Here is a 25,050-nt window from a genome sequence, read left to right on the forward strand (position 1 = left end):
CGGCGACACGGGTGAAGGGAATGGTGAGGAGAGCGTCGGCCAGGGGGTGCCCGGCCGGCGCTCAGTGTCAGGACTGCTTCTGCTTGGGCTCGACACGGAAGTCGCGGTCCCAACTGGCGCGGAAGCGGCCCTGGGCGTGGGGCCGCCGGGGGTCGTCCCAAGTTCGCAAAGCGGTGCGCAGCAGGTCGTAGTCGAGGCCGATCGCGGCGCGGGCGCAGAGAGTGACGAGGCCTTTGAGGTGCATGGCCAGTTCACTGGTGTCGACGGAGGTAAGCAGGGCGCCGATCCGGCGCTCCAGTGCCTCCTGGCCGCTGCTGCTTGTCCCCGCCAGCAGGCGCGCGGCGGTGCCCGGGCTGTGGCCGGGATGGTGCATCGTGCGGCTGTGGCCCTGCTGGTGGCGTCCGAACAGGCAGAGGGCGACGTGCTCGGCGGCCAGGTCCCTGGTGAGGGCGCCCTTGCCGCGCAGCCCGTCGGGCATGCGGGTGCGGTAGTAGGGCCACATTGCGGGAACGGTGCCGGCTCCACGGCCGGTGCCGGAGCGCAGGGCCGCGAGCTGCGCCCCGCCCTCCGCGCCGCTGGGGGTGAAGGTGGCCCAGTACGGGGCAGGATCGTTGTCGACGTCGATGGAGGGTGCGGTGTACTGCAGCCCCCACGCTCTCAGTACCCCGTCGCGGGCAGGGCGGTCCCAGGCTTCGAGGTCGTACAGCAGCCGGGTGTAGTCCAGGCCGATCCCCGCCTGTGCCAGCAGCGGGACCAGCCGGTACAGGTGCTGGAGCAGTTCTGGAAGGTCGTGGGCGGTGGCGGCCGCCATCAGCCGCCGCTCCACCGCACTGTCCGACAGCGTTTCGGCCCGGCGGAGTTCCCAGCAGGCCCGGCCCAGGCCGATCTGCGGGCGGTGAGCGGGTTCGGCGGCTGCTTGCTGGTGCCGGCCGAAGAGGGTCAGGGCGGCGTGCTCGGCGGTGTAGAGGTCGGGCAGCCGATCGGCATCCCGGGCGGCGTCCGTGACCTGCACACGGTGGACATCCCGCAGTGCGGGGGCGGCGCCGGGTTCTGCGGCGATCCCCTCGCGCAGTCCGCGCAGCTTGCGCGTGACGTACTCCGAGAAGCCCGGGCGGCCTTCCTGGGCCCGGATGCGCCAGTCGGCGGCGGCCTCCTCCCAGAAATAGGCGCGCAGGGCGCTGCGCCGGTTTCCCGTGGCCGCGCTCATGCCGCCGCCTCCCCGTTGTCGGCACCGTCGTCTTCGTAGGCGAGGGGCAGGATCTCGGTGAGCTTCTTGTGGAAGATGCCGGCAGCCTTGCCGCTGCGGTAGACGATCTCCTTGCCGTTGTTCTTCTCCACCCGCCCGATGACGGCGCGCGGCGGCGCGGCGGCCAGGAGCGCCTCGGCCTCCCGGACGGCTGCTGCGCGCACCGACTGCTCCCAGGCGAGTTGAGCGCGCTCGAGCTTGTCGTCGTCTTCGCCGACGGTGCGCAGCCCGGTGAGCAGGCGGCGCATCGTGGAATCCAGGCTGTGCAGGAGCCGGGAGGAGGGGCGCTGGCCCCGGTCCCGGGGCAGGGGCTCGCCGCCGGAGGCACGTCGTAGGTCGTTGTTGAGGTTGTCCAGCGCGCGTCCTGCTTGGTCCGCCTGCCTGACGCATTCGAGGATCGCGGAGCCGAGCCAGTCGTTCTCAGCAAGGAGGGAGGCGACCGGGAGGGGCAGGTTGTCGCCGATGGCGTTCTCGACGACGGCGGACTGGTTGCCGTATTCCAGCCCGCAGAGCTCCACATCCAGCGGATAGCCGGCGGGCAGGGCCTCGTCGTCGCGTAAGTCACCGATCTGCCGTAGGAGGAGTGAGGTGTATGGCCCGTCTGCGTCGACGGGCAGGTCCAGGGCGAGCAGGGTGCTCAGGCCCTGCCAGGCCGAGCGTCCCGAGACGTGGCGGCGGGGGCGCCGCTGCGGCTGTCCCGCCTTCGGTTTGGCCGTGTAGGACCAGGCGGTGTGCGGGTCCTGCTCCGACGTCGCGGTGAGGCGGTCGCCGGCGCAGACGATCGCGCGGTGCACCCTCAGGTCCCCGCTCTGGGTGGGGATCAGCCGGATGCGGCGGGCCTGGAAGGTGAGCAGGTCCAGCAGTCCGGCGGCCGGGCGGGTCGACCACTCCGGGCCGGTCGGCGCCTTCGAGCTGAGCGATGCCGGGCGTTCGTCCCAGGCCCACTGAGGCCGGTCCGCCGGGTCAAGGCCATCGGGCAGGACCGGCGTGTTCAGCAGCAGCGTCTCGAACAGATTCTCGCCGACCGGCACGATTACACCGAGCTGGCCAAGGGGTCCTGTCGGGTTGCCCACCGTCTTGCCGTTCTTCGCCTGCGCATCACCTGCGGCGCCGGTCTTGATGGCCGCGGTGTCCCAGCAATGGGCGTGCAGCAACCACAGCAGCGCCTGATCGGGCGGCAGCAGCAGCTCGTCGCCCTCGGTGAACACGCTGAACAGGGGAACGTTGTTGCCCGAGGCGATCGACGGGACGAGTTGCGCAGCCGATTTCGTCTCCCCGTTCAGGGCTTCCAGGCCGGCAACCTGCGCGAAGGGGCGCTTGGCGTCGAAGAGCCGGAAGCGGTCTCGGTAGCGGCTTTCGAGGTAGTCGGTCAGCTGCTCCACTTCCGTGTCCGAGAACCGGCCACGCTTAAAGCGCTGGGCCCACTCCCGCCGGCTTCGCGGCACACCGAGGGCATCCAGCACGACCGGTAACAGCAGCTGGCGCAGCAACGCCGGCAGCATCGTCGACACCGGCAGCTCCAGCCGCCTGACCGTATGCGCGCCGACCAGCACACTGAGCAGGCCGGACCTATGGACTGCACCGGTGACGTCGACCGCGGTCAGAACATCTCCGTGAACGAGATCTCCGTCGGCGTCCATGCCGCCACCCCCTCAGAATCGAACACATGCATCCTCTCGAGAAGCATCCCTGACACACCAACTAACCCTGGCGTGAGGGAAGTTGGGGCCGGCAGCCCTCATTCAGGCTGACACACAAGGCTTAGTGCTTGCAGCCGGTTCGCATCAGTTCGATCGGTTGTGCCGATTCCCGGCCCGGGCGAGCGGCGACCCTGTACCGTGCCCGACGGCGCGTGGAGCCGCCCCTCCCTGGTTTCGGGGGTGTTCCCGCCTAGTGCTTCACGTCGTCCCCGCAGCGCGGGGGACCGGGATCCGGGCCCGGCTCCATGCGCCCTTTCAGCAGCGGTCGACGACCAACCCGAGCTCGTCGTCGTACGAGACCCGGTCCTTACCCACGACAGCTGCCCCGTCCTCCTCGAGCACCAAGGCGCGGGCATAGCGCAGCCACGGATGACCGGCCCAGGCCGGCAGGGGGACAAGCCCCGCCTCAGCAGCCTCTGTGAGCCGGGTGGGCAACCGCACGGTGCCGTTCAACAGCCGGCCGACCGCCGCCTCGTCGTCCACCTCGCCGTGCACGCCGATCCAGCTCCCGTCCAGCGCCCGGTAGCCACTGGCTGAGCGCCGGACGATCACGGCCTCCACCGACCGCTTGCCGTCGCGCACCACGGCGTCGAAGTCCTCTTCGGATTCGGCCCGGGAACCCGCGTAGTGCAGCCCTTCCAGGGTCGGTGCCCCCCACTCGCGCGGGCGCGTCAGCAAGAAGCCCGCCGCCTTGCTCTCCCGCTCCACTTCCTTGGCCCGCCACACCTCCCAGGCAGCCGCCTCATCCCACTCCGGTGGGCACACCGGCGCCTCCCCATAGGCCCTGGCGACCAGTCCCGGTACATCGGCCGGAATGCTCCACCCGGCGTCTTCCGACGTGGCGCCCTCCAGCGGCCCAGCGGCCTCGGCCACCAGGGACGCTGCCCGCAGCAGTACCCACCGGCCGTAGATCGCCTCCGACGCGGGAAGGAACAGCGGGCCCGACCCGCCAGCACTTACACCCGTCACCAGAACACGCGGCGCAGCGAGCGCGGCGGGCCGTCGCGTCCCGTCGTGCCGGTGGAGCCGCCCGATGCGCTGCAGCAGCAGGTCCACCGGAGCAAGATCCGTGATGAGCAGATCCGCGTCCACGTCGAAGGACTGCTCCGCAAGCTGCGTGGCAACCACCACCATCCGCTCCGGCCGCTCCCTGCCGGCGCCCGGACCCAGCAGGCGGAGGCACTCCTTGGTCCTCTCCGCCCGGTGCGCCGAGCACAATCGCCCATGCAGCAGCCGGATCCGCCCCGTGAATCCGCTCGCCAGCAACGCACGGTAGACGGCTTGGGCGCGGTCGACCTGATTGACCACCACCAGCGCCACACCGCCGCTCGCCAGCTCTTCGTTCACCGTGGAAGCGATCAACGCCCCGTCCCGGCCGACATCGGGCAGCCATCCGATCCGGGTCCGTACCGAATCGCGCCAAGAAGGCACCGCAGCAGCCGAACTCACCGCGACCGGAGCTCCCGCGTCGGCATAGGCAGCAGTGACACACGGATAGCCCGCTGGCTCAGGCACCGGGCAGACCGTGTCCGCGGCGCTCAGCGCACCAGACAGATACGCATCCACGCACGCCTGACGCTGCGCCGGCGGGAGCGTCGCCGACAGCAAAATCACCGGGACCCTGGCCTGGCCAAGCCAGCGCAGCGCCTCCAGGAGGAACTGCCGCATGTAAATGTCCGCCGCGTGGACCTCGTCCACCACCACGACCTTGCCGACCAGACCGGCGAAGCGCAGCATGACGTGCCGTGTGCGGGTCGCGGCATACAGCAGGTGATCCACGGTGCCGACAGCAAACGCGGTCAGCAGCCCTCGCTTGTTGCCCAGGAACCACCGGGCCGGACCCTCATCCTCCTCACGCCGGTGGCCGCCGCTGCCTGAGGCAGCAGGCGGCATGCCATACTCCGCGTCCTCCTCCAAGGCGCCATAGACGTCAAACGGATCCAGCACCCCCGGCTCGTCGCCGCCGCCGGCGCCAGGCGAGCCCGCCCGTTCGCTCTCCCAGATCGCCCGCCATGTCGGGTTGAAGCGACGCTTGCCGTGCAGCAGTCCAACCTGTGCTTCCAGATCCGGATCGAACGAGCGCACCCAGGCCAGCACCTGCTCGTACATCGGGTCGCTCGTCGCCTGTGTCGGCATGGCCACGAACAGCCCGTCCAGACCGAACCGGGCAGCGAGCACCTCCGCTGCCGCCAGCGCGGCTTTCGTCTTACCTTCCCCCATCGGCGCCTCAGCCACCAACAGTCCCGGCGCCGGCATGGACCAGGCCCACTCGACAAGCTCCCGCTGCGAGGCCCTCGGCACGACACCCAGCCGCCCAGTCAACGGCTCAAGCCGACCGCGAGGCGGCACTAGACCGTTCCACCCGCCCCGCAGCCCGAGCCGCTTCCACGCCGCTCCAGCCCGCCGACGAGCACCCGCAAGCGACAGCTCGGCCGCGTCCGCGACCCCCTCGAACTGCTCGCTGTCGCTTGCGATCCAGTCCGCCATGACGATCAGCCCGGACAGAGCCATCTGCTCCGCCTTGTTCAGCGCCCCCACCGGCCGAACGTCGGCCAGGTCGTCGAAGCCGACCGCTCGCGTGAACACGTCCACGACCGCCCTCTGCACCTCATCCCAGGCGGCCCCACGCCCCTGAACCTCTCGGTGTCTCGGCTTCAGCCCTTGAACCGAGGGAAACGTCCCGTGGTGACCGGCCACCAACGGCCACACCCACGCCGCGCTCTCCGCCTCCCCCCACTCCGCGACCAGCCTCGGCCGCAACAGCGCCGCGCCCGCCACGTCATGACGCCACCGCTGCCGCCGGTCCGCCGGCAGCCGCCCCCACGTCAGCCCTGTCGCCCTGACCGGCGCAGCTTCCGCCTCATCCAGCGCCTGGAAGGCAGGGCACGCCTTCCCGCAGTCATGAATCCCGCAGATCCACATGAACCACAGACGGCCGCGACCACCACTGACCTCCTCCAACCGGGAGCGCAACGCGGCCGACAAGTACCGGTCCCACATCACCTCGGCCACAGCCGCGGTATCCAGCAAGTGGCCGAGCAGCAAGTGGGTCCGCCCCCCATTCCGAGCCGCGGACTTCCCCCATAACCGCGAGACCCTGGCAACGACCTCCTCCGACAACCCCATCGTCCGCAACAGGTCGACAACCGACCGCATATGCTCCACCGGCCCAGCCCCCTCCGTACAGTGGGAACCGCACCATAAACCCACCCTCTGACAACGGCCCTTGCTCCATGCCTCGCCCACCGACCGTGCCGAACGAAAACAGGGCCCACCGCTAGCATCACCGCAGGTCAAGAAGTGTCGTCCCCGCGTCCGCGGGGGTAGTCCCCCTTGCCGGCGGGGAGGTCGAGGTAGAGGAACGTCGTCCCCGCGTCCGCGGGGGTAGTCCGACCAGCGGGAGGTGACGGCCGCGGATCTGCACGTCGTCCCCGCGTCCGCGGGGGTAGTCCTTCGGAGGCGTACGCGAGGGCATTCTTCGGGCAGTCGTCCCCGCGTCCGCGGGGGTAGTCCGTAGATGTCATCGGTGAGCTTGGTGAGCCCGACGTCGTCCCCGCGTCCGCGGGGGTAGTCCTCCATGTCGCCCCATCGCATGTGCTCGCCGAACGTCGTCCCCGCGTCCGCGGGGGTAGTCCGACCGGCGCGTACGGCACGGAGACCGCGCTTGAGTCGTCCCCGCGTCCGCGGGGGTAGTCCGGGGTGCGGCCGGTCCGCCATCGCGGGCGGCGTCGTCGTCCCCGCGTCCGCGGGGGTAGTCCGAACCCCATCACGTTCGACCCCTCCCACACCCTGTCGTCCCCGCGTCCGCGGGGGTAGTCCGGACACCCTGCCGGTCCTCCGCACGGGCGTTATGTCGTCCCCGCGTCCGCGGGGGTAGTCCTGGCTGTCCAACTGCCGTCGGCCGGGCGCGCTGGTCGTCCCCGCGTCCGCGGGGGTAGTCCGCGGCTGTGGAACCCGCTGGTGGTCGCCATCGGGTCGTCCCCGCGTCCGCGGGGGTAGTCCGACGCGGCGGCCTTGGCCGACGCCGGCCACCTCGTCGTCCCCGCGTCCGCGGGGGTAGTCCCCAGCGGGGGACGCGCCGCCGGCGCTTCTCCGCGTCGTCCCCGCGTCCGCGGGGGTAGTCCCCACGGCGACCCCACAGACATCGACGAGATCCGGTCGTCCCCGCGTCCGCGGGGGTAGTCCTCGAAGCCGTCCGGGTGGGTCCTGTGGCCGAAGGTCGTCCCCGCGTCCGCGGGGGTAGTCCGCCGGTTGCCGCGTCCCAGTCGCCGCCGTTGTGGTCGTCCCCGCGTCCGCGGGGGTAGTCCTCAGCCTGCTGCACATCGAGACGGCCAGCCGTCGTCGTCCCCGCGCTCGCGGGGGTAGTCCGCCCGACGAGGGCGGCAACCCGACCGACGCCGAGTCGTCCCCGCGTCCGCGGGGTAGTCCGAGCGACGAGCCCGGAGCTGGGCGCAAGATCCGGTCGTCCCCGCGTCTGCGGAGGTGGTCCCAGACGCTCGCCGAACTGCAGCAGTGGAGCCGGGTCGTTCCCGCGCTCCCGGGGGTAGTCCCACGTTGTCGCCCAGCTCGCGCAGGAGCTTGGCGTCGTCCCCGCGCTCGCGGGGGTAGTCCGCCCGACGAGGGCGGCAACCCGACCGACGCCGAGTCGTCCCCGCGTTCGCGGGGTAGTCCTAAGCGTCGACTGACGGACATCGTTGGTGAGTTGTCGTCCGCGCGTCCGCGGGGGTAGTCCGACGCTTCCGGGCGGAAGGGCCATACTCGGCGCGTCGTCCCCGCGTCCGCGGGGGTACGCGCCCGCGGGGACAGCAGGCGTGGGCGGAGGGGTGTCCTCCACCGCAGCGCCGTACAGGGGATCCGCACCAAAATTGGCATGTCGTCGGCTTGCTGCTGTGACCGCCGATTCCGCCGAATGAGAAGCGGCCACACTGCCGCCATCAGTGGAGGGCAAGAAGTGTCGTCCCCGCATGTGCGGGGGTAGTCCCGCGACCGGCGCGAGCGCGGGCACGCCCGGCTCGTCGTCCCCGCATGTGCGGGGGTAGTCCGCCGTGTCGAGTAAACCGCCAGGGCGGCGCTTTCGTTCCCGCGCTCTCGGCGTCGGCGTCGCGCGGCGCCGGGAAGCTGGCCGCCCAACGGCAGCCGAACTGGTTCCGTTCACGAACCAGTCCGCTCGGCCGTCGGGGAACCGCCGTCCCCTCGCCTACCAGGCAGTCCCCCAGACCGACCGGGCGCATGGCCGAAGCCGCGCGCCAGGAAGCCGATGGTGCCCAATTCCAAGAGGGGCGGCGAGGAAACGACGCTTGTACGGCGGGACACCGGCGGCGCCCGACCGGGCTCGGCAGCGGGTCTACGGTCAGTGCCAAGGCGGCGCGACCCCGGCGGCCGCCCGACGGCGCGCGGCCGGGAGGGGCAGCACGGCGGGAGGACGCTGGCGGCCTCCAGGCGGCGGAGCCAGTGGAGCTCGGTCACAGCTCGCAACTGAACGACGTGTCGGCAGACGAGGCTTCATCAATGATCGTTGCCGATTCCCCGGTGGTGCCTGTGGCCACGCTGCCATGATCGGACCATGCTCGCAGAGTCCTCAGACCTACCCGCTCCCACGTTCGAGCCGCGCAGACGGCGCTGGCCCAGCTGCGTGCCTGGAGCTCGGAATCATTCTCGGCGGAACAGGCGTAGGAGCGGTGTGGTGGGTGACCTTGAGGGAGGAGGTCAAACCCTTGAACGGCCCTGCCTTCACTGCTGCGGGCCAGGTCACGGTGTTCGGCTCATGGGTGCATGGTCAAGAAGGCGAGGGCTGTGTTGGAACGGATGCTTTCCCCGACCTGCGCGGCGGTGCTCCCGTGCGGGTCTTCGACCTGTCGGGAAGGCAGGTCGCTCAGGGGACGCTCCAAGACGGGACAGCCGGTGAAGTGATTGGCGACAGCTGCACGTGGCCCTTTGATGTTACGAACGTGCCTGGAGGTGCGTTGCAGTATCAGATACAAGTAGGTGACCAGGCCCCTCTGACGAAGACACCCGAAGAACTACAATCCGGCCTCAAACTCTCCTACGGCACCAGCGATCTCTCTCGCTGACCTCGTGCCTCGGACGAGACGAGGCCAGTCGCCGGAGGTGACTGATAGCGGCGCCCGAGCGGTGAAGGACGACAAGGCGGCGGCCGCGCAGTTGGACGGCAAGCCCGGTCGCCGACCGTGCCGAACGAAACGAGGCCCCGCTGGACATCAGAGGGGATTTCCACAGTCGAGGTCGTCCCCGCGCCCGCGGGGGTAGCCCTGACAGCCAGGCGATGCTGTCGTACGTCGTCCAGTCCTCCCCGCATGGGCGGGGGTAGTCCGCGGAGCTGTTCCGGGGTGAACTTCCAGGGCTCGTCGTCCCCACGCCCGCGGGGGTATCCCGCCCGGTCCCCGTTCTGGCGACCGGACTGGCCTGCGGGGGTAGCTCCTTGGCGTCGGTCTTTTGGAACGTGCCGCCGCTGTCGTCCCTGCGCCCGCTGGGGTAGTCCGCTCGTCACGCCGCAGTCGGCATGTTGGAACAGTTGTCCCCGCACGTGCGGGGGGCGCTGTGCAGGATCACCTCTCGCCGTCGGCCCCGCGCGCGGGGGTAGTCCCGAGACGACATCCGGCCCATCGCTCGCCGTCAAGTCGTCCCCGGACGCGCGGGGGTAGTCCGGCGGCCTGCTGGCGCAGGCATCCTCCGGTTTCGTCGTCCCTGCGCTCGCGGGGGTAGTCCAGCGCGCGGCACCGAGTTCAAGGCGGAGGCCGCGTCGTTCCCGCACGTGGCTGGGCAGTCCTCCCTGGGTTTCGGCGTCGATGTTGCCGTAGGCGTCCGCAGCGAGCCCTCCTCGCCCTGTGACCGATGTCAGTGGCTCCTGGAAGCATGCCTTCGTCCCGCGACAGCCGTATCAGGAGCCATGCATGGGAACTTGGGGAACCGGGCCGTTCGACAACGATCTCGCCGCAGACTTCGTCGATAACTTGAGGGACTCACCCACCAGCAGGTCATCGACGTGTTGGAGCGGGCATTCCAGCGAGTCATCGACTCGGGAGAGCGCGTCGAGGGCAGGGACGGGGCCGAAGCCGTTGCCGCCGGCGCTCTCGTCGCCAGCACCCTCCCATGCAGCCCTATCGTGACTGACCCCGATGACGGCCCCCGAAAACCGCTGCCCCTCCTGCCGACCTCGCTTCGCGCGTCGGCGAAGGTCGCACTGGACCGGGTTCTCCAGCACGGGTCAGAGATGGCAACCGGCTGGGTGGACAGCGCCGACGCCGACCAGTGGCGCCAGGAAGTGCGACAGATCCTCCAAGCACTCGAAACAGCCACTGATCGCTCGTCGTGACCGCTTCACGGAGGTCGTGCCAGATCCGCTGCAGGTGAGCGATGCCATCCGTACATTGGACCCGTACCGCTGCTGACATGTCGTTGACTTGCCGCTGCATTGCCGATTCTGTCGAATGAAAAGTGGTCGCACCGCTGGCATCGGTGCAGGTCAAGAAGTGTCGTCCCCGCATGCGCGGGGGTCGTCCGGCTGATGCGGTGCGGCGCGTCCGTGAGGCGCTGTCGTCCCCGCATGCGCGGGGGTCGTCCGCGTCGGGCCAGGTGTCCGCCGCATCAGCGTCCGTCGTCCCCGCATGCGCGGGGGTCGTCCCACGGCGACCGGCACTTTCAGGCGCTTGGCGGCGTCGTCCCCGCATGCGCGGGGGTCGTCCATGAGGGTGAGTGGATTGGTCCGGAGCCGGAGGGTCGTCCCCGCATGCGCGGGGGTCGTCCGCCGGGGATGGTGGCTCCGGGTGACGGTGGGTTGTCGTCCCCGCATGCGGGGGGGGGGGCGTCCGCCACCAGACAGAGCGGGGGGAGGGACGGGAGTATCGTCCCCGCGCCTGCGAGGGTAGTCCCCATCTGCGCCAGCCGGAGGCGGTTCTTACCCCGTCGTCCCCGCGCCCGCGGGGGTAGTTCGAGGTACCCGGTCTGCTGCCGGGAGGCGTGAGCGTCGTCCCCGCCTGTGCGGGGGTAGTCCGGTCAGGCCGTGAGCCCCACGCTGCTCGCGCAGGTCATCCCCGCCGTGCGGGGGTAGTCCGCGGCGCCGCACCTACCCCGCCGTCAGTCCCGAGTCGTCCCCGCGCCCGCGGGGGTCGTCCCATCCCGTTCGACTGGATCGACGGCGACACCATGGCGTCCCCGCGCCCGCGGGGGTAGTCCCTGGCGGAGGCCGAGGAGCTGCCGCAGTGGGCCGTCGTCCCCGCGCCTGCGGGGGTAGTCCCTCTACCCCGAACGGGAACTGCGTCGGGTACGTGTCGTCCCCGCGTCCGCGGGGTAGTCCGGATGCCGTGGAGGACCACGCCCGCAACTTCCCGTCGTCCCCGCGTCCGCAGGGGTAGTCCGGCCCGCGGGAGGTGTGGGAGGACATTCTCCGAGTCGTCCCCGCATGCGCGGGGGTAGTCCGAACACGCACGAAGGGCCATGCCCTGGCATACGGTCGTCCCCGCGCCCGCGGGGGTAGTCTGTGCGAGGCCACTCCCATGACGAACGACACGAGGGTCGTCCCCGCATGGGCGGGACGCCGAGCGCTGAGTGGACCGCGTGTCGTCCCCGCTCGCGCGGGGTGGACCACATCAGCTGCGTCCCCTTCACCGACGGCGCCGTCTGCTCCCCGCGCACCGTGCCAGTGCGCCGCTTCGGCTTGCGGGAGGCGCCATTAGCCGGGGCTGGCCGACACCCTCGTGGCGTCCTGCGTGAACGCGCGGCAGGTGGTGACGAGCACGGCGACGTTCGCGCCGGTGTCGGCGGAAGGGGCGAGCGCCGGTGGCAGCCTGGTCACCCACTGTGCGAGGCCTCTGCCGCCGGCGGCCGGGGCGACCATGCCGCGCTCGTTCATCATCAGGTTGATCGCTGCACAGAGCCCGAGGGGCTCGCGACCGTCCCGCTCTACGGCGGTCCCGGTGCGCCGCTTCTGCTTCTTCCTCTGGGCACCGTTCTTCTTCGCCGCTTCCCGGGTGGCGATCAGGGCTTGGCGCGCGAGGTCAACACCGCTCAGCTCCGTCATGCGATCACCGCCGCGCTGGCGTCGGTGTTCAGCGGGCGGGCGGCGAGCTCGGGCAAACGCTGCGACCACGGCGCGGGCCGGACCGGCTCGGGGCGGGCCTGAATACGCAGCTGCTTCAGCCGCACGGCGAGGAGGTGCTCGGCGGTGCGGGTCTGGGCCTGCGCGGCGGCCTCGGTCGCGGCACGCAGAGCGTCGTCGCTGTCGGGCAGCGCCTGGTGCCAGGGCTTGGCGACTTCCGTGGTGTACGCCTTGCGGGCCTCGGCCTGGGCTTCCTGGCTGAGGCCGAGCATCACCAGGGCCTCGTGCCGGTACTCCGCGGCCGCGCTCTCGGCGGTCAGGAACGCGTTGTGCGCGGCGGCGTCCTCGACGGCGTTGGGGCCAGCCGCCTCCAGGGCGGCCGGGTCGGTGATCTGCCGGAACTGCTCCCACTCGGCGGCGATGGCGCCCTCGACGGCCGTACGGACCTCGGCGGTGACGGCCGCGACGCTGGACGGGTCGGTCAGGTCAGCCGACCAGGCGGCGGCAACGAGACCGGCCTCACCGATCAGGGCCTCGGTCTGGCGCCGGTGGTCGCACGCCTCGCACAGCCCGGCCGACCGCGCACGGCCACACTCCTGGCACGCCACGGCCTGCCGGGCCGCCGCCTCAGCTGCTGCCCGCTCCCGCTCGACCGCAGCCCGCGCCTCTGCCTCGGCACGGGCCGCCGCACGCTGGGCCTCCCGCTCCCGGGCCTCGGCCTGCCGGGCCACGAAGTCGACGGCTTCCGCCTCGGCGTGACGGCGCATCCGGGCCTCGATCTCCCGATACCGGGCGCCCGTCCCCAGACCGGGCAGCTCCTGGTCGACATCGGCCGCGATCCGGACCCGCCACGCCCTCCGGATGTGGACCACGTTGGCGCAGTTGTCGCAGTCGGCGCCGGTGTCGAGCCGGACGCCGTCGTCGCACCGCCGGTCCGTGCACGACGGCCGGCGCACCAGCCCGCGGCGGGTGATCCACCCGAACGGGCGGGTGATCCGGGCCTCGCCGCCGGTCTCCTCAAGCCGGGACGTCAGCCGCGCAGCCAGCACCGAGCGGGCCTGCGCCGGCCACTCCAGCACGTTCCGCAGCTGCGCCAGCTCGAGCTTCGTGGCCTTTACGACACGATCCTGCTGCCAGCGGTTCAACCCCTGCCACAGCCACGCCACCGGCGTCAGAACCACCCGCAGGTCAAGATCAGCCGGAAGCGCCGACCGCCCCTGCTGCTGCGTCGTTCGACCACCCTCGACCGTCAGCCGGGCACCAGCACCAGCGGCGACGCCGCCCGCCTGCTCCCGCTCGTCGACCAACTCCTTCGGCTTTTCACCGCGAAGCGGGCCGACCCAAGCCACCAAGCTCCCGGCCCCGGCAACGGCGGTCTCGCCCCCGACGGCCTGGTCCTCGCGCACGCACACGCGCTTTGGTCGACGGCCCTGACCCCCACGGCCTTCGCCGGAAAAGCGACCAGCCAGCGCGAGATCAACTACGGGAGTAACTAGGTGAGGGTGGTCAGTGTGAAGGGCTGCCGCAACATCGGGGTCTGCAACATCCGGCTCAGCCGTCACAGACGGGCCGCTGACCTGCGCTTCCGTCTCCATCTCCAGGGCCTCACTAGGCCCTGCCGTACCGTCGGGGTCTGAAAACTCGGGCTCCAGATCCTCCGTACGGTCCCCCTGGACGTTGTCGGCAACCGTACGGCCGTGCGCGGCGGCGACCGCCGGCACCATCAGCCGGGACCGGTGCGCTAGCCCGGACGCCTTCTGCACACGAACCCGGCGCACCAGCCCCCGGTCCTCCAGGCGCTCCAGCACCCTCTCCCCCGCCGACGCCTTGCAGCCCAGTAGCCGGGCCACCGTCGCCGCCGCACGGCCGCGCTTGGTGTCCACCGCGCCGCCGCACTGTCGTACGCGGCCGTCCTCCCGTGCCTCCAGCACCAGCAGCAGCAGCGCCAGACGGTCCGTCGCCGCACCCCGACCGGTACGCGTACCGATCAGCCCGGCCGGAGTGACCGAGCCGTCCCGGTGCGTCCATCCCGGCCCCATCACGGCCTCCAGCAGCCGCCAGAAGGTGGCGTACTCCTTCTTCACCAGGTTCAGCGGGTGCCCGACCACCCCATGAGCCGCGCACAGCGGCAGCACCCGGCACTTCAGGCCGACGTCCTCGCCGTACTCGCCCTCCGCCGTCTCCACCGACACCACGCCCGAGCGGCGCAGCCCCGGCACCACCGCGGAGGCCGTGTACGACGCCGACAGCCCGAGCCACCGGCCCAGCTCCGGGGTGCGGATCTCCACCACGCCGCTTTCTGACGGCGTCCGCGACGCCAGCACCAGCATCGCCAGGCGCACCGCGTCCGACGCACCCTCCAAGCCCGCCGCATTGAGCAGGGTGTGCACCGCACCACGAAGACGCGCACGAGCGTCGCGACCGAGCCACAGCGGATGACCCGCGGACCGCTCCGGGACTGGTCCGGCCTGCGCCGGGACCGACTGCAGCCGACGCCGCGACGCCCCGCCGACGGACTCCGTGCGAGGGCGCGGGAGCACGGCGGCCGACGCCGCCACGGCGCTCATCGGCCCACCGCGGGCACCGCGAGGAGCGAGGTCATCTTCGTCATCGGGCCGGTGCATACCTCAAAGGGGACACCCCCTTGAGCAGGCAGAACGCGCGATTCTTCATCCACCCGACGCCCCTGCACCGGGAGCCCTGTGGACAAAGTCCGCCGAGCCCCGATCGACCCCGAGACTCCCGCCAGGCGGGCAACAATCTTGGGACCCGTCCCGCCCAGCGGGACGGAGCCTCGCACCGCCGTCGTGGCCGGCGCCGTCAGGAGGACAAGACGCCGGACCGGGGGGCGCGTGACCCTCCACCCCGAGGAATCTTCGTGACTAATGCCGCGAAAAGGGCAAACATGGCATGCGAATCCCGTCACGCGGGAAGCATGGAGGACTCGAACCGGTGTGAATCGGGCACGGTCGAGCTGACAAGGGGACACCGGATCGTGCACTATGGCGGGACACCAACCTTCATATGGATCGCCCCGACCGCGACCAGGCCCCTGCCAAGGGACCCGACCACGGCCGAGCGCTCTGTACGGACGGAGCCCCGAGCCCGACGGCCTGCCAAAGCCGCCGGAACCTGGGGTGACGCTGGTGGCTCAACAGAGGCCCCCTGCCAAAGGGGCTCCTGGAGAGCCGGGGTGGCCCGCTTGCCAAAGCGGACCGGGTGCCCGCCTGCCAAGGCGGGGTTTTGCGAAGGAATCAAGTCCCAGCTCGATGAGCTGGAGCCCAGAACCGGCGCCAACCGGGGACTGGGCGGCCGACCTGATGGTCGGCGAGACGGGCCGCGCGGGGCCACGTGGATTGCACTCCACCTATTGGCGCGCGCGGCCGATGGCCGCTAGGTCATGGCCGACCCCCTCGAATCCGAGAGCGGAGTCGGCGCATACCCAAAAGCGGATCCGAGGGCGTGATCGCAAGGGTGAAACAGCGCAGATACGCGTGCAGTTCCACAGACGCGGGTACTCTTCATCCCGCGATCACCTCCCATCAGGTATCGCCCAAACGGAGCTTCGCCCCGTTCGAGAGCCCTGGGACCCTGCACGGTCCTGGGGCTTTCGCCGTTTCCAGTGATCCACAGCCTAGCCCCATAACCGGACACAAATGTCGGACGAATTCGAGTAACCCCCGACGTGCCCGGGACGCCGAACGTGCCGGAGGGGAAGGTCAGCTGTCGCACAGACACCTCCCGGCTTCCTTCCAGGTGGGGCACTCCTGCTCCACCCGCTCGTACACCCTCGGAGGAACATCCGGCATCCATACAGACCACTCCTCCAGGGAGGCGTAGTTGGGATCCAAGTCGTGCACCGGCTGCCGACGTCCCGTGCGCTCGTCTTCCTCCACCTGCGCGGCCTTCACAAACGGGGTTACGAGTGCCACCGGGTCCGGGCCGAGGTCGAACCACTCGCCGTGACGGCGCTTATCGGCGAACTGGCGGTGAAGTTCGGCTTCGACAATGGCACCGCCCTCGAAGACCGCGAGCAGATGCAGAGGTACAGGAGAACCTGTCTGCAGATTACGGAGTCGACGCTCCGGATTGTCGGACCACCCGATCTTTACGAGCGGCGAACCGAGAGAGCCGATCAGATATACGCGCTCAACCTTGTTCACTGGCCACCTCGCAGTTCGCGGAGGTGAGCGATGAACGCCTGGGCCTCGCCGGCGTGGGCGTAGTGGGATTGGAGGGCCTGGCCGAGGTCGGCGGCCACCATTGCGAGCGACGGCAGAGACTTTCGGTCGCCGGCCAGCGCCTTCTCGCCGTACGCGAGGGCGGTGTCGAGGTCGCCTTCGCGGGCCGCGACGACGCCGAGGGTGACCCGGGCCTCCGCGTTCCGCATGGGTGAGCGCTCCGTACCGTCGAAGTCGGTCCCGGCCCGGATTACCTGATTAGCCAGCTGCTCCGCAAGGCGGTTCTCGCCCACCCGGCGCAGCGCGTCCATCCGGTAGAAGTCGTACTTTCCCGGGTCGACGACGAAGTGGTCTTCGATGTTCTCCGGGTACGGCAGGCGCTCCAAGAGCTGCCGCCCCTTGTCCAGCGCCACCTCGGTCTGGGACCGGTCCCCCAGCCGCGCCCATGCCTTGGCCTGCTGCGCGTACAGCTGCGCCGCCACGCTTTCGTTCGGCGCCACGGCGATGCCGGCTTCCGCGGCCGCGATGACGCCGCGGTAGTCGCCCCGGGTCAGGGAGAACCAGGCGCGCATCTCGTGCGCCCAGCCCTGCACACTCAGCTCGCCGGCCTCCTGACCGAGCATCAGCGCGGCCTGCCGAGTCGCCTCCGCGCCGCGCGGCCGCCCGGAGTCGTACTCCACGCAGCCCACCAGGAGCGCCAGCTTCCCGGCGAGGGCGACGATCTCGCGGTGCTGCGCCAGGCTGACCCGCTGGTGCTGGAGGCCGACGACCCGGGCGAGCCACGCCTTGCCTTCGACGAGCAGCTGGTCGGCGGGCATGTACGCATACTCGCAGCACAGCCGGTCTGCCGTGATCCGCAGCGCGTCCAGCGTCGCGGTGTCGACGTCCGAAGCACGTAGCCGCGCGATGATGTCCACGGTGTCCATCCCGCTGACCTGCAAGATTTCAGCGCGCCCGTCACGGCGGCCACGCTCAGGGAAGAACGCGCCGGTGGTGGTGCCGAAGGTCTGAGCGATGGCCGACCGGTACTTCACGGGCTGCGCGTCACCGGCCTCCCACCTCTTCCACTGCCGGAGCAGGTCCTGCTCGCTCACGACCTGGTCCTCCGGGAGCCGGGCCATCAGCGCGCGCACCGCGTCGGTCTGCGACCAGTCCCGAGCCGCGCGCTCCTCCACCATCCGGCGAGCCCAGTCAGGACGCTCGTCAACCATCGCGGTCCCCTTCCCCGTACGGTTCAGCGGCGCATCCTGCGCCCCGACAGGGTGAAGCCCGCGGAGCGGAAGCCGGCCCTTCTGCGGCCGAGCATGGCACGGCCCCTTGATCGCGCGGAGGTGACAAGTAGTGGTGACATTCCGAATGTCACCGCGTGCTGTCACTTTCCGCGGCCGCAGGACCCGAGCACGGTCATGGTCAACAAGTGCCTGGTGCTGCGCGTGGGAGGTAGAGGTCAATGGGGGCCGCCATCCGAGGAAGGACGTGCACGGCGGAGCTCCGCCAGGACGTGCTCCGGATGACCGTCGTACGCGATGTGCGGCTCTTCGTCGGTGGGCGGAGAGAAGCGGCCCGCGTGGCGAAGCAGGTCTTCCTCGCTGAACTCGATGCTGTTGGCGTCAACCAGGGACTGCTCGTTGCGCAGCCTGATCCGGTTCCAGCGCACCTCGTGCGGCACCGGCAGGTAGATCAGGACCGGTGCGCCGCCGGCCTCCATCGCCGTCGCTGCCCAATGCGCCCGCTCTTCATGAGTCCAGAGGCCATGGTCGAGTACGACGTCGTGCCCGGCCCGGAGCAGCTCCCGGAGCTCAAGGGCGATGTCTGCGAGTACGGGGGCCTCCCTGACCTTGAACTGGCCGCGGGGAAAGTCCCTGCCGTAGTGGCCGTAGCGGCGGAACATCTCCTCGTCAGGGCAGAGGCGCCGGAACCCTGCCTCTTCCAGGGCCCGGGCGAGGGTCGTTTTGCCAGACCCCTGCAGACCCGACATGAGGATCGCGCGAGGCGCGGGCCCCGGGCGGCCGGACAAAGCGGCAGAGATGCGCGTGATCTCGAATCGTCCTTCCAGCATGAGGGTGTCGGTGTGCTCGGCTCGCAGGAGCTGACCAAGGCGGCCTTCGAGACAGGAGACGAGCGTGTCGTCCAGGACAACGGCGCTTCGCGTGCTCACTCCTGCACCTCCGACGTCGTGCGACGAGTGCGGCCGGGGGCGCCCAGGTCGACCCCGTATTCCAGCAGCTCGCCGTCGGCGTCCCAGAAGGACGCGGTCAGCACGAGGATCGCCGCGACGGTGTCGGCCTCCAGCTCCAGGAGCGCCAGGTCGTTCGCCGTGGCGATCCGAGCCGTCTCCTCATCCACGCGCTTAACGACGCGCCGCCCCGTGGCCCGAGCGATCAAGTCCAACGAGAGGCCGCCCTTGAGTCGCTCGCTTCGGGCTAGCTCGGGTACAGCCTGGGCGAATTCGGCCGGGATCCATGAGGTCGAGTGGGAGACGATGCCATGACCGTCCCGGTAGACACGGCTGCGGCGAATCACGTCGTCACCAGGCGAAATGCCCAGGACGTGAGCGACGTCTTCAGGAGCCTCGACTATGCCGGCGGTGTGGCCGGACGACTTCTCGCCGACGCCCCACGACGACTGCGTCTTGCTGCTGCGGTCGTGGCGCTCCGCCCCCGAGGACAGGGACACAGGGCGTTCCATCACCTCGGTGCCGACGCCCGGGATGCCTCGTACGAGCTTCTCTTCACGCAGCAGCCGCATGGCTCGGTCCGCAGTGGCTGTGCTGACCTCCCACTCCGTCGCCAGCGTCTTGATGCTGGGCAGGAGGTCACCCGGCGAGAGGGCCCCGGAGCTGATGAGGTCGCGGTAGTGGCCCGCGATGCGCGCGTACGGCGGCCGATTGTCGGCTCGGGGCGGCCCGGACATGTGCCTTCGCCTCCTTCGATTCTCCTCTGGGTGCCTCACTATACCGCTTGACACATGAGGTTACCTGATGCAACCTGATGCATGTAGGCGTCGGTGATCCTCCGGGAGCACCGAGTGAGCACCACCGCAGTAGTCGTCCGCCCTTCGGGGCGGCGGGGTAGTCCTCGGGTTCGCCCGGGACGCGAGAGCACCATCGAACTCCCCCGGAGCCTGACGGCACGACGACTGCGTGTACGTCGCAGCGCTGTGCGCTGTCTGTCCTGCGGGACGCCAGCCTTGTGCGCGGCCTGGAGGGCGGAGAGAGCATCGCGACGCTCCCCTGCCGTCCGTCCGTGAGGAGTTCAGATGTCTGCTTCGACCCTTGAGCGCACCGCCCGCCCCCGGAAGAGCCGGACCCGCTCCCGTACCGTCAGCGCTCGCCCGGCGCTCGCCCTCTCCACCCTTAAGCCCAACCAGTACGACCTGCTCCCCGCCTGCGCGTCGCTGGTCTGCCCCGACTGCGAGACGTGGGTGCCGATCACCGGCCTCCAGACCAAAAACCCCAAGGTGGTGCCGCACGACGCCGGCCGCGCGGGCAAGGACGCGGCCGTCCGCTGCCGCCTGGGCAGCAACCGTCTGGTCCTCGTCGACGTCACGGTCAGGAAGTGGCAGGAGAGCCTGGAGGACGGTTACGCGGAGACCGGCCACCGCCGCCGGACCACCGTGCGGCGCAAGCCCAAGGTCGCGGTCGCCCCGGCCGTCAGCCAGATCGCCGCGCAGAGGCAGGCACCGGCGGACGACGAGCGCGGCAACAACCGGCCCCTGTGGCTGCTGCGCAAGGAACAGTGGGCGGCGACGGAGTCCGCGGTTCGCGACGCCGACACCCGCCGCGCGCAGATGCCCGCCGGTGCCGCGCCGCTGGGAGCGCCGCCGGTGCCGCTCAAGACGCTGCACCCCGAGCGCCGCGCAAGCTGATCCGCTCCGGACGAACGACCACGGCCCCGGCCGCCCCTCTGACGGGGTGGCCGGGGCCGTGGCTGCTCGTACGACAGCCAATACGGCGACAGCCCCGGCGACTTGAGACCCCCGGGGCTGTCCAGGACCCGATTGGAGACCTGATGCCTACCAGCATCGCACGGAACGACGGCGACTCCGACCCGATCATGGACGAGGCCCTGCGCCGCGTCCGCGAAGGGCGGTGACCGGCATGGACTGGCGCCACAACGCGGTCTGCCGCGAAGAGGACCCGGAGCTGTTCTTCTCCATCGGCAACACCGGCCCGGCGCTCCTGCAGATCGAGGAGGCCAAGTCGGTGTGCCGTCGCTGCCCGGTCATGGAGCAGTGCCTGCAGTGGGCGCTGGAGTCCGGCCAGGACGACGGCGTGTGGGGCGGGCTGTCCGAGGACGAGCGGCGGGCGATGAAGCGCCGCGCCGCCCGGAACCGGGCCCGGAGCGCCAAGGTGGCGGCATGACGGACGCCGACCAGAAGCGCTTGGAGGACGACCTCCGCCGGACTAACTCCGATCACGACTTCGGCCGGCGCTCGCGTGGCTGAGTCGCTGTACGACCGCTACATGAGGGCCGCGGCTGCCAACCGCGCGCACGGCGAGACCTGCACCAGGTGCTCGCCCGGCGCGCGGTGCGCCGCTGGCCAGGGCCTGTACGAGTCGTTCGCCCGGCTCCAGGACGCCTACCTCGCCCAGCAGAAGCAGCGGCGAGGCTGACCGCCCGGCGGGACGGAAGTCCAACTCCACTCCCGCCGGGCGCTGTTCGGCCAGGCCGGTCGCCCGCAGGACGGGCGGCCGGCCTTCCGCACGCCTTCAGCCCGGGAGACCCTCTCGGGCTTCCCCCGTAGGAGAGCCCATGCGTAGCAGCACCCCGCTCGACACCGCGACGACCGCCGGCACCACCCGGCTGCCGGACTCGCTGTGCACGCACAACCCCACGTGCCCGACCGCCGACAGCCCGGACCGGGAGGCCGCACACGTCGTGGCCGCTCACCCGGAGCAGGGCTGGAGCCTGCTGTGCAACGCCGTCGTGGTCTTCGAGGACACCGGCGAGCTGCTCCCCGACGGCCAGGTCATCGCCCCGCACCGGCCGCTCGCGGCCCTGGCCTGACGGCTGCCTGATCCGCCCGCACCGACCGCACCGACCGCTTCGGCGGCCGGGTCGGGCGGTGACTGGGAGCCGGACATTCCGGACCACCTGACCCGCCAGGAGTTGCCGTGCACAACAGCGCCCAGAGCACCACCCCCGCGATCAAGTTCGAGCGGGGCCAGTTCGTCCTGTACCGCGACCCGGAGATGTTCTGGACCGGGCAGGCCGGCCACACCTTCGTCTGCCGCATCGAGCGGGGGTGGATGGACGGCACATATGACCTGATCGCCGTGGCCCGCGGCCGCTTCGTCCACTACGCGAACGCGGACTACATGCGGCTGCTTCCGGCCGTCGACGCGATGCGCGACATCGACAGCGCGCCGCTGAACAGCGACGGCGCAGCCGACGACATGACGGCGGCCGCCATCGCCTGGCTCACGCAGCAGCACGCGACCGCCAACCAGCGGCCCGAGCTGCCCGAGCAGCGCTGACCACCTGCTCCACGCAGACAACCCTCCGAGTCCCCGGCATTAGAGCTGCCGGGGCCTCGGAGGGCCTGGTCACGACCTTACCGACCGACGCCGACCCGCGGTGACCTCTTGCACGAGGCGCCGGAAAGAGAGGACACCCCCGTGGCCAACACCACCACCCGGCGCAGGCGGAAGCCCGCCCCGGCCGCGAAGCCCCGAGGCGCCGGACGTGCCAAGGTGCCGACGCCGCCGGCCACCATCCCCGCCCAGGCCGCCGCTCCCGAGGAGATCGTGCCGCTGGTGTTTGAGGAGGCCGACCCGGTCCTGGCCGACGCCGCCGACCGCGCCGCCGACCTCCGGGACCTGGCCGCCGACGACGCCGCGCGCATCCTCAACGCCGGCGAGCAGCGGGCCGCTGAACTGCTGGACGGCGCGCGGACCGAGGCGGCCTCGATCACCGAGGCGGCCACGGCCGAGCAGGCCCGCCTCCTCGCCGACGCGGCGGCCGGCGCCGACGGGATCCGCACGGAGGCGGCGACCAGCGCGGCCGCCGACGCCGACCAGGTCCTGGCCGACGCCGAGGCGAAGGTCAAGCAGCTGCTCGCCGACGCCCGCGCGGAGGCCGACACCATTACGGCGACGGCGGCCGGCAACGCCGACCAGGTCCTTGCCGAGGCCAAGGCGTCTGCCGAGCAGCTGCTCGTCGACGCCCGCCGCAAGGCGGAGGAGGTCACCGCCACCGCGGCCGCGCAGGCTGACGAGGTGCAGATGCAGGCCGCACAGGCCGCCGCCAAGGTCCTCGCCGACGCGGAGACCAAGCGCACCGAGCTGCTCGCGGCTGCGGAGCGCACCGCGGCGGAGGCCCGTACCCGCGCCGCCACCGACGCCGAACAGGTCCTGGAGCGGGCGCGGGGCGAGGCCGACCGGATGCGCGAGAGCGCGGACGGCCAGGCTGCGCAGGTGCGGGCCGGGGCCGAGAAGGCTGCGGCCGGCCTTCGCGCCGACGCCGAGCGGGCTCTGGATGACGCCCGCACCTCGGCTGAGGAGCTGCGGGCCGTCACCGACAGGGACGTCGCCCGGCTGCGCGAGCAGGCCGAGACGGACGCGAAGACGGCCCGGGAGGCGGCGGCCAAGGCCGCGGCCGACCAGGCCGCCGCCGCGCGAGCCCGAGCCGAGGCCGAACGGGTCCTGGAGGCAGCGACGCAGCGCACCGTGCAGCGTGCCCGCCGCCGGGAGATCAAGGCGGAGTCGCGCGCCAAGCGGCGCAAGGTCCGCAATGACGCCCGGCCCGCCGGCGGAGTGCCGCCGCTGTCCGGGCAGGAGCTGGTGCTGGTCGTCGGGATCGTCCTGGCGGCCGCGGTCGTCTCCACCCTTGGCCTGCTCTCCTCCTACACCGCGCTGGAGGCCAAGGCCGCCGCGTGGGGCTGGGAGTGGCCGTGGCTGTTGCCGGTCGGCATTGACGTCGCGATCCCGGCCTTCACCGGCGCCAACCTGATCCTGATCCGGATGGGGATGGAGCTGCGCTGGATCCGCTGGGTGCCCCGGGGGCTGACGGCGGTCACCGTGTACCTGAACTGGAACGCCTCGGACTCCGCCTCGGGCCGCATTGGGCACGCCGCTCTCACCCTGCTGTGGGTGGTGTTCTCGGAGATCGCTTCGCACGTGTACGCAACGCGGATCGGTGCGGTCACCGGCAAGGTGCGGATGGAGACGGTCCGGCGCTCGCGTTGGATCCTCGCTCCGATCCCCACCGCCCGGCTGCGCCGCCGGATGATCCTGTGGGAGATCACCTCCTACGACGAGGCGCTCACCCGCCTCCAGCAGGAAACCTGGCTGCGAGCGCGGCTGCGCGAGGAGCACGGTCTGCTGTGGCGGTGGAAGGCTCCGCTGGAGCAGCGGATGACGCTCAAGCTCGGTACGGCGCCGGCCGCGCTCGCCGACACGCTCACCCCCGACGGCGCTCACACCATCGAGCGGGCGGAGGAGTGCGGCGACGCTCACGACGCTCACCCGGAACTGAGCGCGCTCACCTCCGGGAACGTCGACGGTGAGCGTGAGCGTCCGGCGCTCACCTCGGGCGCTCACCACGGTGAGCGCGACGCGGAGGGGGGCGACGCTCACCGAGCGGACAGCCCTCGCACGCGCAGCGAGCGGGACGCGCTTACCGAGCGCCGCCACGACCGCATCCGTCTCCTCTACACCGAGCTCGGGCGCCGCCCGCAGTGGACGGAGATCCGCGACGCGCTCACCGAGGCGGGTCTGTCCGACGAGCCGGTCTCACGCCCGACCGCCCAGCGCCTGCGCGAGCAGGTCGAAGAGAGCGCCCAGGACGCCCTGGTGAGCGCGAAGGCGAGCGCCCCGGCGAACGCCTGAGCGTCCCACCCTCTGCACAGCACCTGCCGCTCATGGTCGCCACCGGCCCGCGCCACACGCTCCCGAGCGTGAGCGCCGGGCCGGTGACGGCCACGGCCGGCAGGCCGCTCACCTGCGCCCGCCCCGAGCGGGCGCGGGACAGCTCGTACCGAGCACCGCCACCCCGCGCAACAGCCTCGGGGACACGGACTCCCTCCATCCCCAACCCCCGAGACCTGGAGGTCTTCTCGCATGAACAGCCACGACCCGAACCACTCCCCTCTGCGCGACGTCGCGCAGAACCCGGAGGCAACCGCCCGGTACCTGGCCGACGTTCAGCGGGTCCTGCTGGACATCGGCAAGAACCTGGAGACCCTCGCGCGCGAGACCCGCGTGCACCTGCGCGACACGCACGTGGAGGGCGACCGCTGGTACCACGCCAGGCTGCGTGCGATGCCCGTGGAAAAGGCCCTCGGTCAGGTTCTCAGGAATCTGAACAACCTCACCCAGGGCCTGGAAAAGAGCGCCTATAAGCGGCGCGCCCACGACGAGGCCGTGGTGAATACGGTCAAGGAAAGGAAGGAAAAGGAGCTGGAAAAGTGGCGGAAGAAGAACCCGCGGCCGCTCCAGGCCGCGCCGAATCCGCCGCAGGAGGGTGCGCAGAGTCAGAATCTCGGCTATGGTGGCCCCACGTCGATTTTCGACCTGGGTAACAGGGAGTCGGCGTGACGCGCCCCCTCACCAGTGTCGAGCGCTCGATTCAAGGGCGGAACAGATGGTTGCAGGAAGAGGAGCGCAAGGCGATCGAAAGTCGCGGCGAGATGGGTCGGATGGAATTCTGGCTCCGCGTGACTCGGTCTCGAATCGCCAAGGACGTCAAAGCCGGACGCAATGACGTCATCCCCGGATTCACCAGCGTGTGCCGCCTGTTCAAGCTCGCGATCGACAAGCGGGCCGAGGGCGACGCGAGGCTGTGGAACCACCTTATGCAGTACGCGCAGCAGGTGCTGGAGCAGCACGGCCCGCGTAACTGAACGTCACCAACGAAGGCCCCGCCG

At 71.0% G+C, this 25,050-nt stretch carries 19 protein-coding genes, 1 pseudogene and 2 CRISPR repeat arrays; of the genes and pseudogenes, 11 read left to right on the plus strand and 9 right to left on the minus strand.

From position 1 onward, the window contains the following. Positions 1-67: 67 nt before the first annotated feature. The 3 genes from casB to cas3 form a co-directional block, all read right to left on the minus strand. Complete coding sequence (gene casB / locus ACZ7LK_RS29380) at positions 68-1,207, minus strand: type I-E CRISPR-associated protein Cse2/CasB (RefSeq protein ID WP_471144271.1); 1,140 nt, start codon at positions 1,205-1,207, stop codon at positions 68-70. Continuing rightward, on the minus strand, positions 1,204-2,886 hold the full coding sequence (gene casA, locus ACZ7LK_RS29385; protein ID WP_471144273.1) for a type I-E CRISPR-associated protein Cse1/CasA: 1,683 nt from the start codon (positions 2,884-2,886) through the stop codon (positions 1,204-1,206). Before casA ends, casB begins: the two co-directional genes overlap by 4 nt. A 315-nt stretch (positions 2,887-3,201) precedes the next feature. Further along, positions 3,202-6,102 carry a CRISPR-associated helicase Cas3' gene (gene cas3, locus ACZ7LK_RS29390; protein WP_471144402.1) on the minus strand — a complete coding sequence of 967 codons (2,901 nt, stop codon included), beginning with the start codon at positions 6,100-6,102 and terminating at the stop codon, positions 3,202-3,204. 146 nt (positions 6,103-6,248) lie between these two features. Then, positions 6,249-7,315: a CRISPR direct-repeat array (repeat unit 28 nt; unit sequence GTCGTCCCCGCGTCCGCGGGGGTAGTCC). 1,318 nt (positions 7,316-8,633) lie between these two features. Between cas3 and ACZ7LK_RS29395 the strand changes: the two genes are divergently transcribed. The 3 genes and pseudogenes from ACZ7LK_RS29395 to ACZ7LK_RS29405 all read left to right on the plus strand — a co-directional run bounded on the left by ACZ7LK_RS29395 (position 8,634) and on the right by ACZ7LK_RS29405 (position 10,279). Further along, on the plus strand, positions 8,634-9,017 hold the full coding sequence (locus ACZ7LK_RS29395; protein WP_471144274.1) for a hypothetical protein: 384 nt from the start codon (positions 8,634-8,636) through the stop codon (positions 9,015-9,017). Positions 9,018-9,857: 840 nt separating this feature from the next. Beyond that, a pseudogene (locus ACZ7LK_RS29400) lies at positions 9,858-9,920 on the plus strand (DUF4259 domain-containing protein); the annotation flags it as partial. Positions 9,921-9,943: 23 nt separating this feature from the next. Beyond that, complete coding sequence (locus ACZ7LK_RS29405) at positions 9,944-10,279, plus strand: DUF4259 domain-containing protein (RefSeq protein ID WP_471144404.1); 336 nt, start codon at positions 9,944-9,946, stop codon at positions 10,277-10,279. A gap of 159 nt (positions 10,280-10,438) precedes the next feature. After that, positions 10,439-10,772: a CRISPR direct-repeat array (repeat unit 28 nt; unit sequence GTCGTCCCCGCATGCGCGGGGGTCGTCC). Positions 10,773-11,635: 863 nt separating this feature from the next. Here ACZ7LK_RS29405 and ACZ7LK_RS29410 read toward each other — a convergent pair. The 6 genes from ACZ7LK_RS29410 to ACZ7LK_RS29435 all read right to left on the minus strand — a co-directional run bounded on the left by ACZ7LK_RS29410 (position 11,636) and on the right by ACZ7LK_RS29435 (position 19,095). Further along, positions 11,636-11,983 carry a DciA family protein gene (locus tag ACZ7LK_RS29410; RefSeq protein WP_471144276.1) on the minus strand — a complete coding sequence of 116 codons (348 nt, stop codon included), beginning with the start codon at positions 11,981-11,983 and terminating at the stop codon, positions 11,636-11,638. Next, positions 11,980-14,391 (minus strand): hypothetical protein, encoded by a 2,412-nt coding sequence (locus ACZ7LK_RS29415; RefSeq protein ID WP_471144277.1) that lies wholly within the window; start codon positions 14,389-14,391, stop codon positions 11,980-11,982. The genes ACZ7LK_RS29410 and ACZ7LK_RS29415 overlap by 4 nt, the downstream gene beginning before the upstream one ends. Positions 14,392-15,720: 1,329 nt before the next feature. Then, on the minus strand, positions 15,721-16,164 hold the full coding sequence (locus ACZ7LK_RS29420) for a GIY-YIG nuclease family protein (protein WP_471144279.1): 444 nt from the start codon (positions 16,162-16,164) through the stop codon (positions 15,721-15,723). After that, the gene (locus ACZ7LK_RS29425) at positions 16,161-17,393 is read right to left on the minus strand and encodes an XRE family transcriptional regulator (protein ID WP_471144281.1); all 1,233 of its coding nucleotides are present in this window, start codon (positions 17,391-17,393) and stop codon (positions 16,161-16,163) included. Before ACZ7LK_RS29425 ends, ACZ7LK_RS29420 begins: the two co-directional genes overlap by 4 nt. A gap of 236 nt (positions 17,394-17,629) precedes the next feature. Beyond that, positions 17,630-18,340 carry a P-loop nucleotide/nucleoside kinase family protein gene (locus ACZ7LK_RS29430; protein ID WP_471144283.1) on the minus strand — a complete coding sequence of 237 codons (711 nt, stop codon included), beginning with the start codon at positions 18,338-18,340 and terminating at the stop codon, positions 17,630-17,632. Continuing rightward, positions 18,337-19,095: a GntR family transcriptional regulator gene (locus tag ACZ7LK_RS29435; protein ID WP_471144285.1), complete on the minus strand. Its 759-nt coding sequence runs from the start codon at positions 19,093-19,095 to the stop codon at positions 18,337-18,339. The genes ACZ7LK_RS29430 and ACZ7LK_RS29435 overlap by 4 nt, the downstream gene beginning before the upstream one ends. Before the next feature lie 345 nt (positions 19,096-19,440). On the opposite strand from ACZ7LK_RS29435, the gene ACZ7LK_RS29440 reads away from it, so the two are divergent. The 8 genes from ACZ7LK_RS29440 (at position 19,441) to ACZ7LK_RS29475 (ending at position 25,026) form a co-directional block, all read left to right on the plus strand. Further along, a complete protein-coding gene (locus ACZ7LK_RS29440) occupies positions 19,441-20,049 on the plus strand; it encodes a hypothetical protein (protein ID WP_471144287.1) in 609 nt (202 codons plus the stop codon). Positions 20,050-20,281: 232 nt separating this feature from the next. Continuing rightward, on the plus strand, positions 20,282-20,545 hold the full coding sequence (locus ACZ7LK_RS29445) for a WhiB family transcriptional regulator (RefSeq protein ID WP_471144289.1): 264 nt from the start codon (positions 20,282-20,284) through the stop codon (positions 20,543-20,545). Positions 20,546-20,647: 102 nt separating this feature from the next. Then, positions 20,648-20,797, plus strand: a complete 150-nt coding sequence (locus tag ACZ7LK_RS29450; protein WP_471144291.1) for a hypothetical protein — start codon at positions 20,648-20,650, stop codon at positions 20,795-20,797. A 202-nt stretch (positions 20,798-20,999) separates the two neighbouring features. Next, positions 21,000-21,191 carry a DUF5999 family protein gene (locus ACZ7LK_RS29455; RefSeq protein ID WP_471144406.1) on the plus strand — a complete coding sequence of 64 codons (192 nt, stop codon included), beginning with the start codon at positions 21,000-21,002 and terminating at the stop codon, positions 21,189-21,191. Positions 21,192-21,298: 107 nt separating this feature from the next. Then, on the plus strand, positions 21,299-21,661 hold the full coding sequence (locus ACZ7LK_RS29460; RefSeq protein ID WP_471144292.1) for a hypothetical protein: 363 nt from the start codon (positions 21,299-21,301) through the stop codon (positions 21,659-21,661). Positions 21,662-21,802: 141 nt separating this feature from the next. Further along, on the plus strand, positions 21,803-24,013 hold the full coding sequence (locus ACZ7LK_RS29465; protein WP_471144294.1) for a DUF2637 domain-containing protein: 2,211 nt from the start codon (positions 21,803-21,805) through the stop codon (positions 24,011-24,013). 231 nt (positions 24,014-24,244) lie between these two features. Further along, positions 24,245-24,721 carry a hypothetical protein gene (locus ACZ7LK_RS29470; RefSeq protein WP_471144296.1) on the plus strand — a complete coding sequence of 159 codons (477 nt, stop codon included), beginning with the start codon at positions 24,245-24,247 and terminating at the stop codon, positions 24,719-24,721. Next, positions 24,718-25,026, plus strand: a complete 309-nt coding sequence (locus ACZ7LK_RS29475) for a hypothetical protein (RefSeq protein ID WP_471144298.1) — start codon at positions 24,718-24,720, stop codon at positions 25,024-25,026. Before ACZ7LK_RS29470 ends, ACZ7LK_RS29475 begins: the two co-directional genes overlap by 4 nt. The last annotated feature ends 24 nt before the right edge of the window (positions 25,027-25,050 follow it).

The organism is Streptomyces sp. NPDC039423 (assembly GCF_055598725.1).

What these genes read in the sequence shown, in the direction of transcription:
- casA (WP_471144273.1), bottom strand. Translation starts at nt 2,886, where the DNA reads ATGGACGCCGACGGAGATCTCGTTCACGGAGATGTTCTGACCGCGGTC.
- ACZ7LK_RS29410 (WP_471144276.1), bottom strand. Translation starts at nt 11,983, where the DNA reads ATGACGGAGCTGAGCGGTGTTGACCTCGCGCGCCAAGCCCTGATCGCC.
- cas3 (WP_471144402.1), bottom strand. Translation starts at nt 6,102, where the DNA reads ATGCGGTCGGTTGTCGACCTGTTGCGGACGATGGGGTTGTCGGAGGAG.
- ACZ7LK_RS29435 (WP_471144285.1), bottom strand. Translation starts at nt 19,095, where the DNA reads ATGTCCGGGCCGCCCCGAGCCGACAATCGGCCGCCGTACGCGCGCATC.
- ACZ7LK_RS29425 (WP_471144281.1), bottom strand. Translation starts at nt 17,393, where the DNA reads ATGGTTGACGAGCGTCCTGACTGGGCTCGCCGGATGGTGGAGGAGCGC.
- casB (WP_471144271.1), bottom strand. Translation starts at nt 1,207, where the DNA reads ATGAGCGCGGCCACGGGAAACCGGCGCAGCGCCCTGCGCGCCTATTTC.
- ACZ7LK_RS29450 (WP_471144291.1), top strand. Translation starts at nt 20,648, where the DNA reads ATGAGGGCCGCGGCTGCCAACCGCGCGCACGGCGAGACCTGCACCAGG.
- ACZ7LK_RS29440 (WP_471144287.1), top strand. Translation starts at nt 19,441, where the DNA reads ATGTCTGCTTCGACCCTTGAGCGCACCGCCCGCCCCCGGAAGAGCCGG.
- ACZ7LK_RS29445 (WP_471144289.1), top strand. Translation starts at nt 20,282, where the DNA reads ATGGACTGGCGCCACAACGCGGTCTGCCGCGAAGAGGACCCGGAGCTG.
- ACZ7LK_RS29470 (WP_471144296.1), top strand. Translation starts at nt 24,245, where the DNA reads ATGAACAGCCACGACCCGAACCACTCCCCTCTGCGCGACGTCGCGCAG.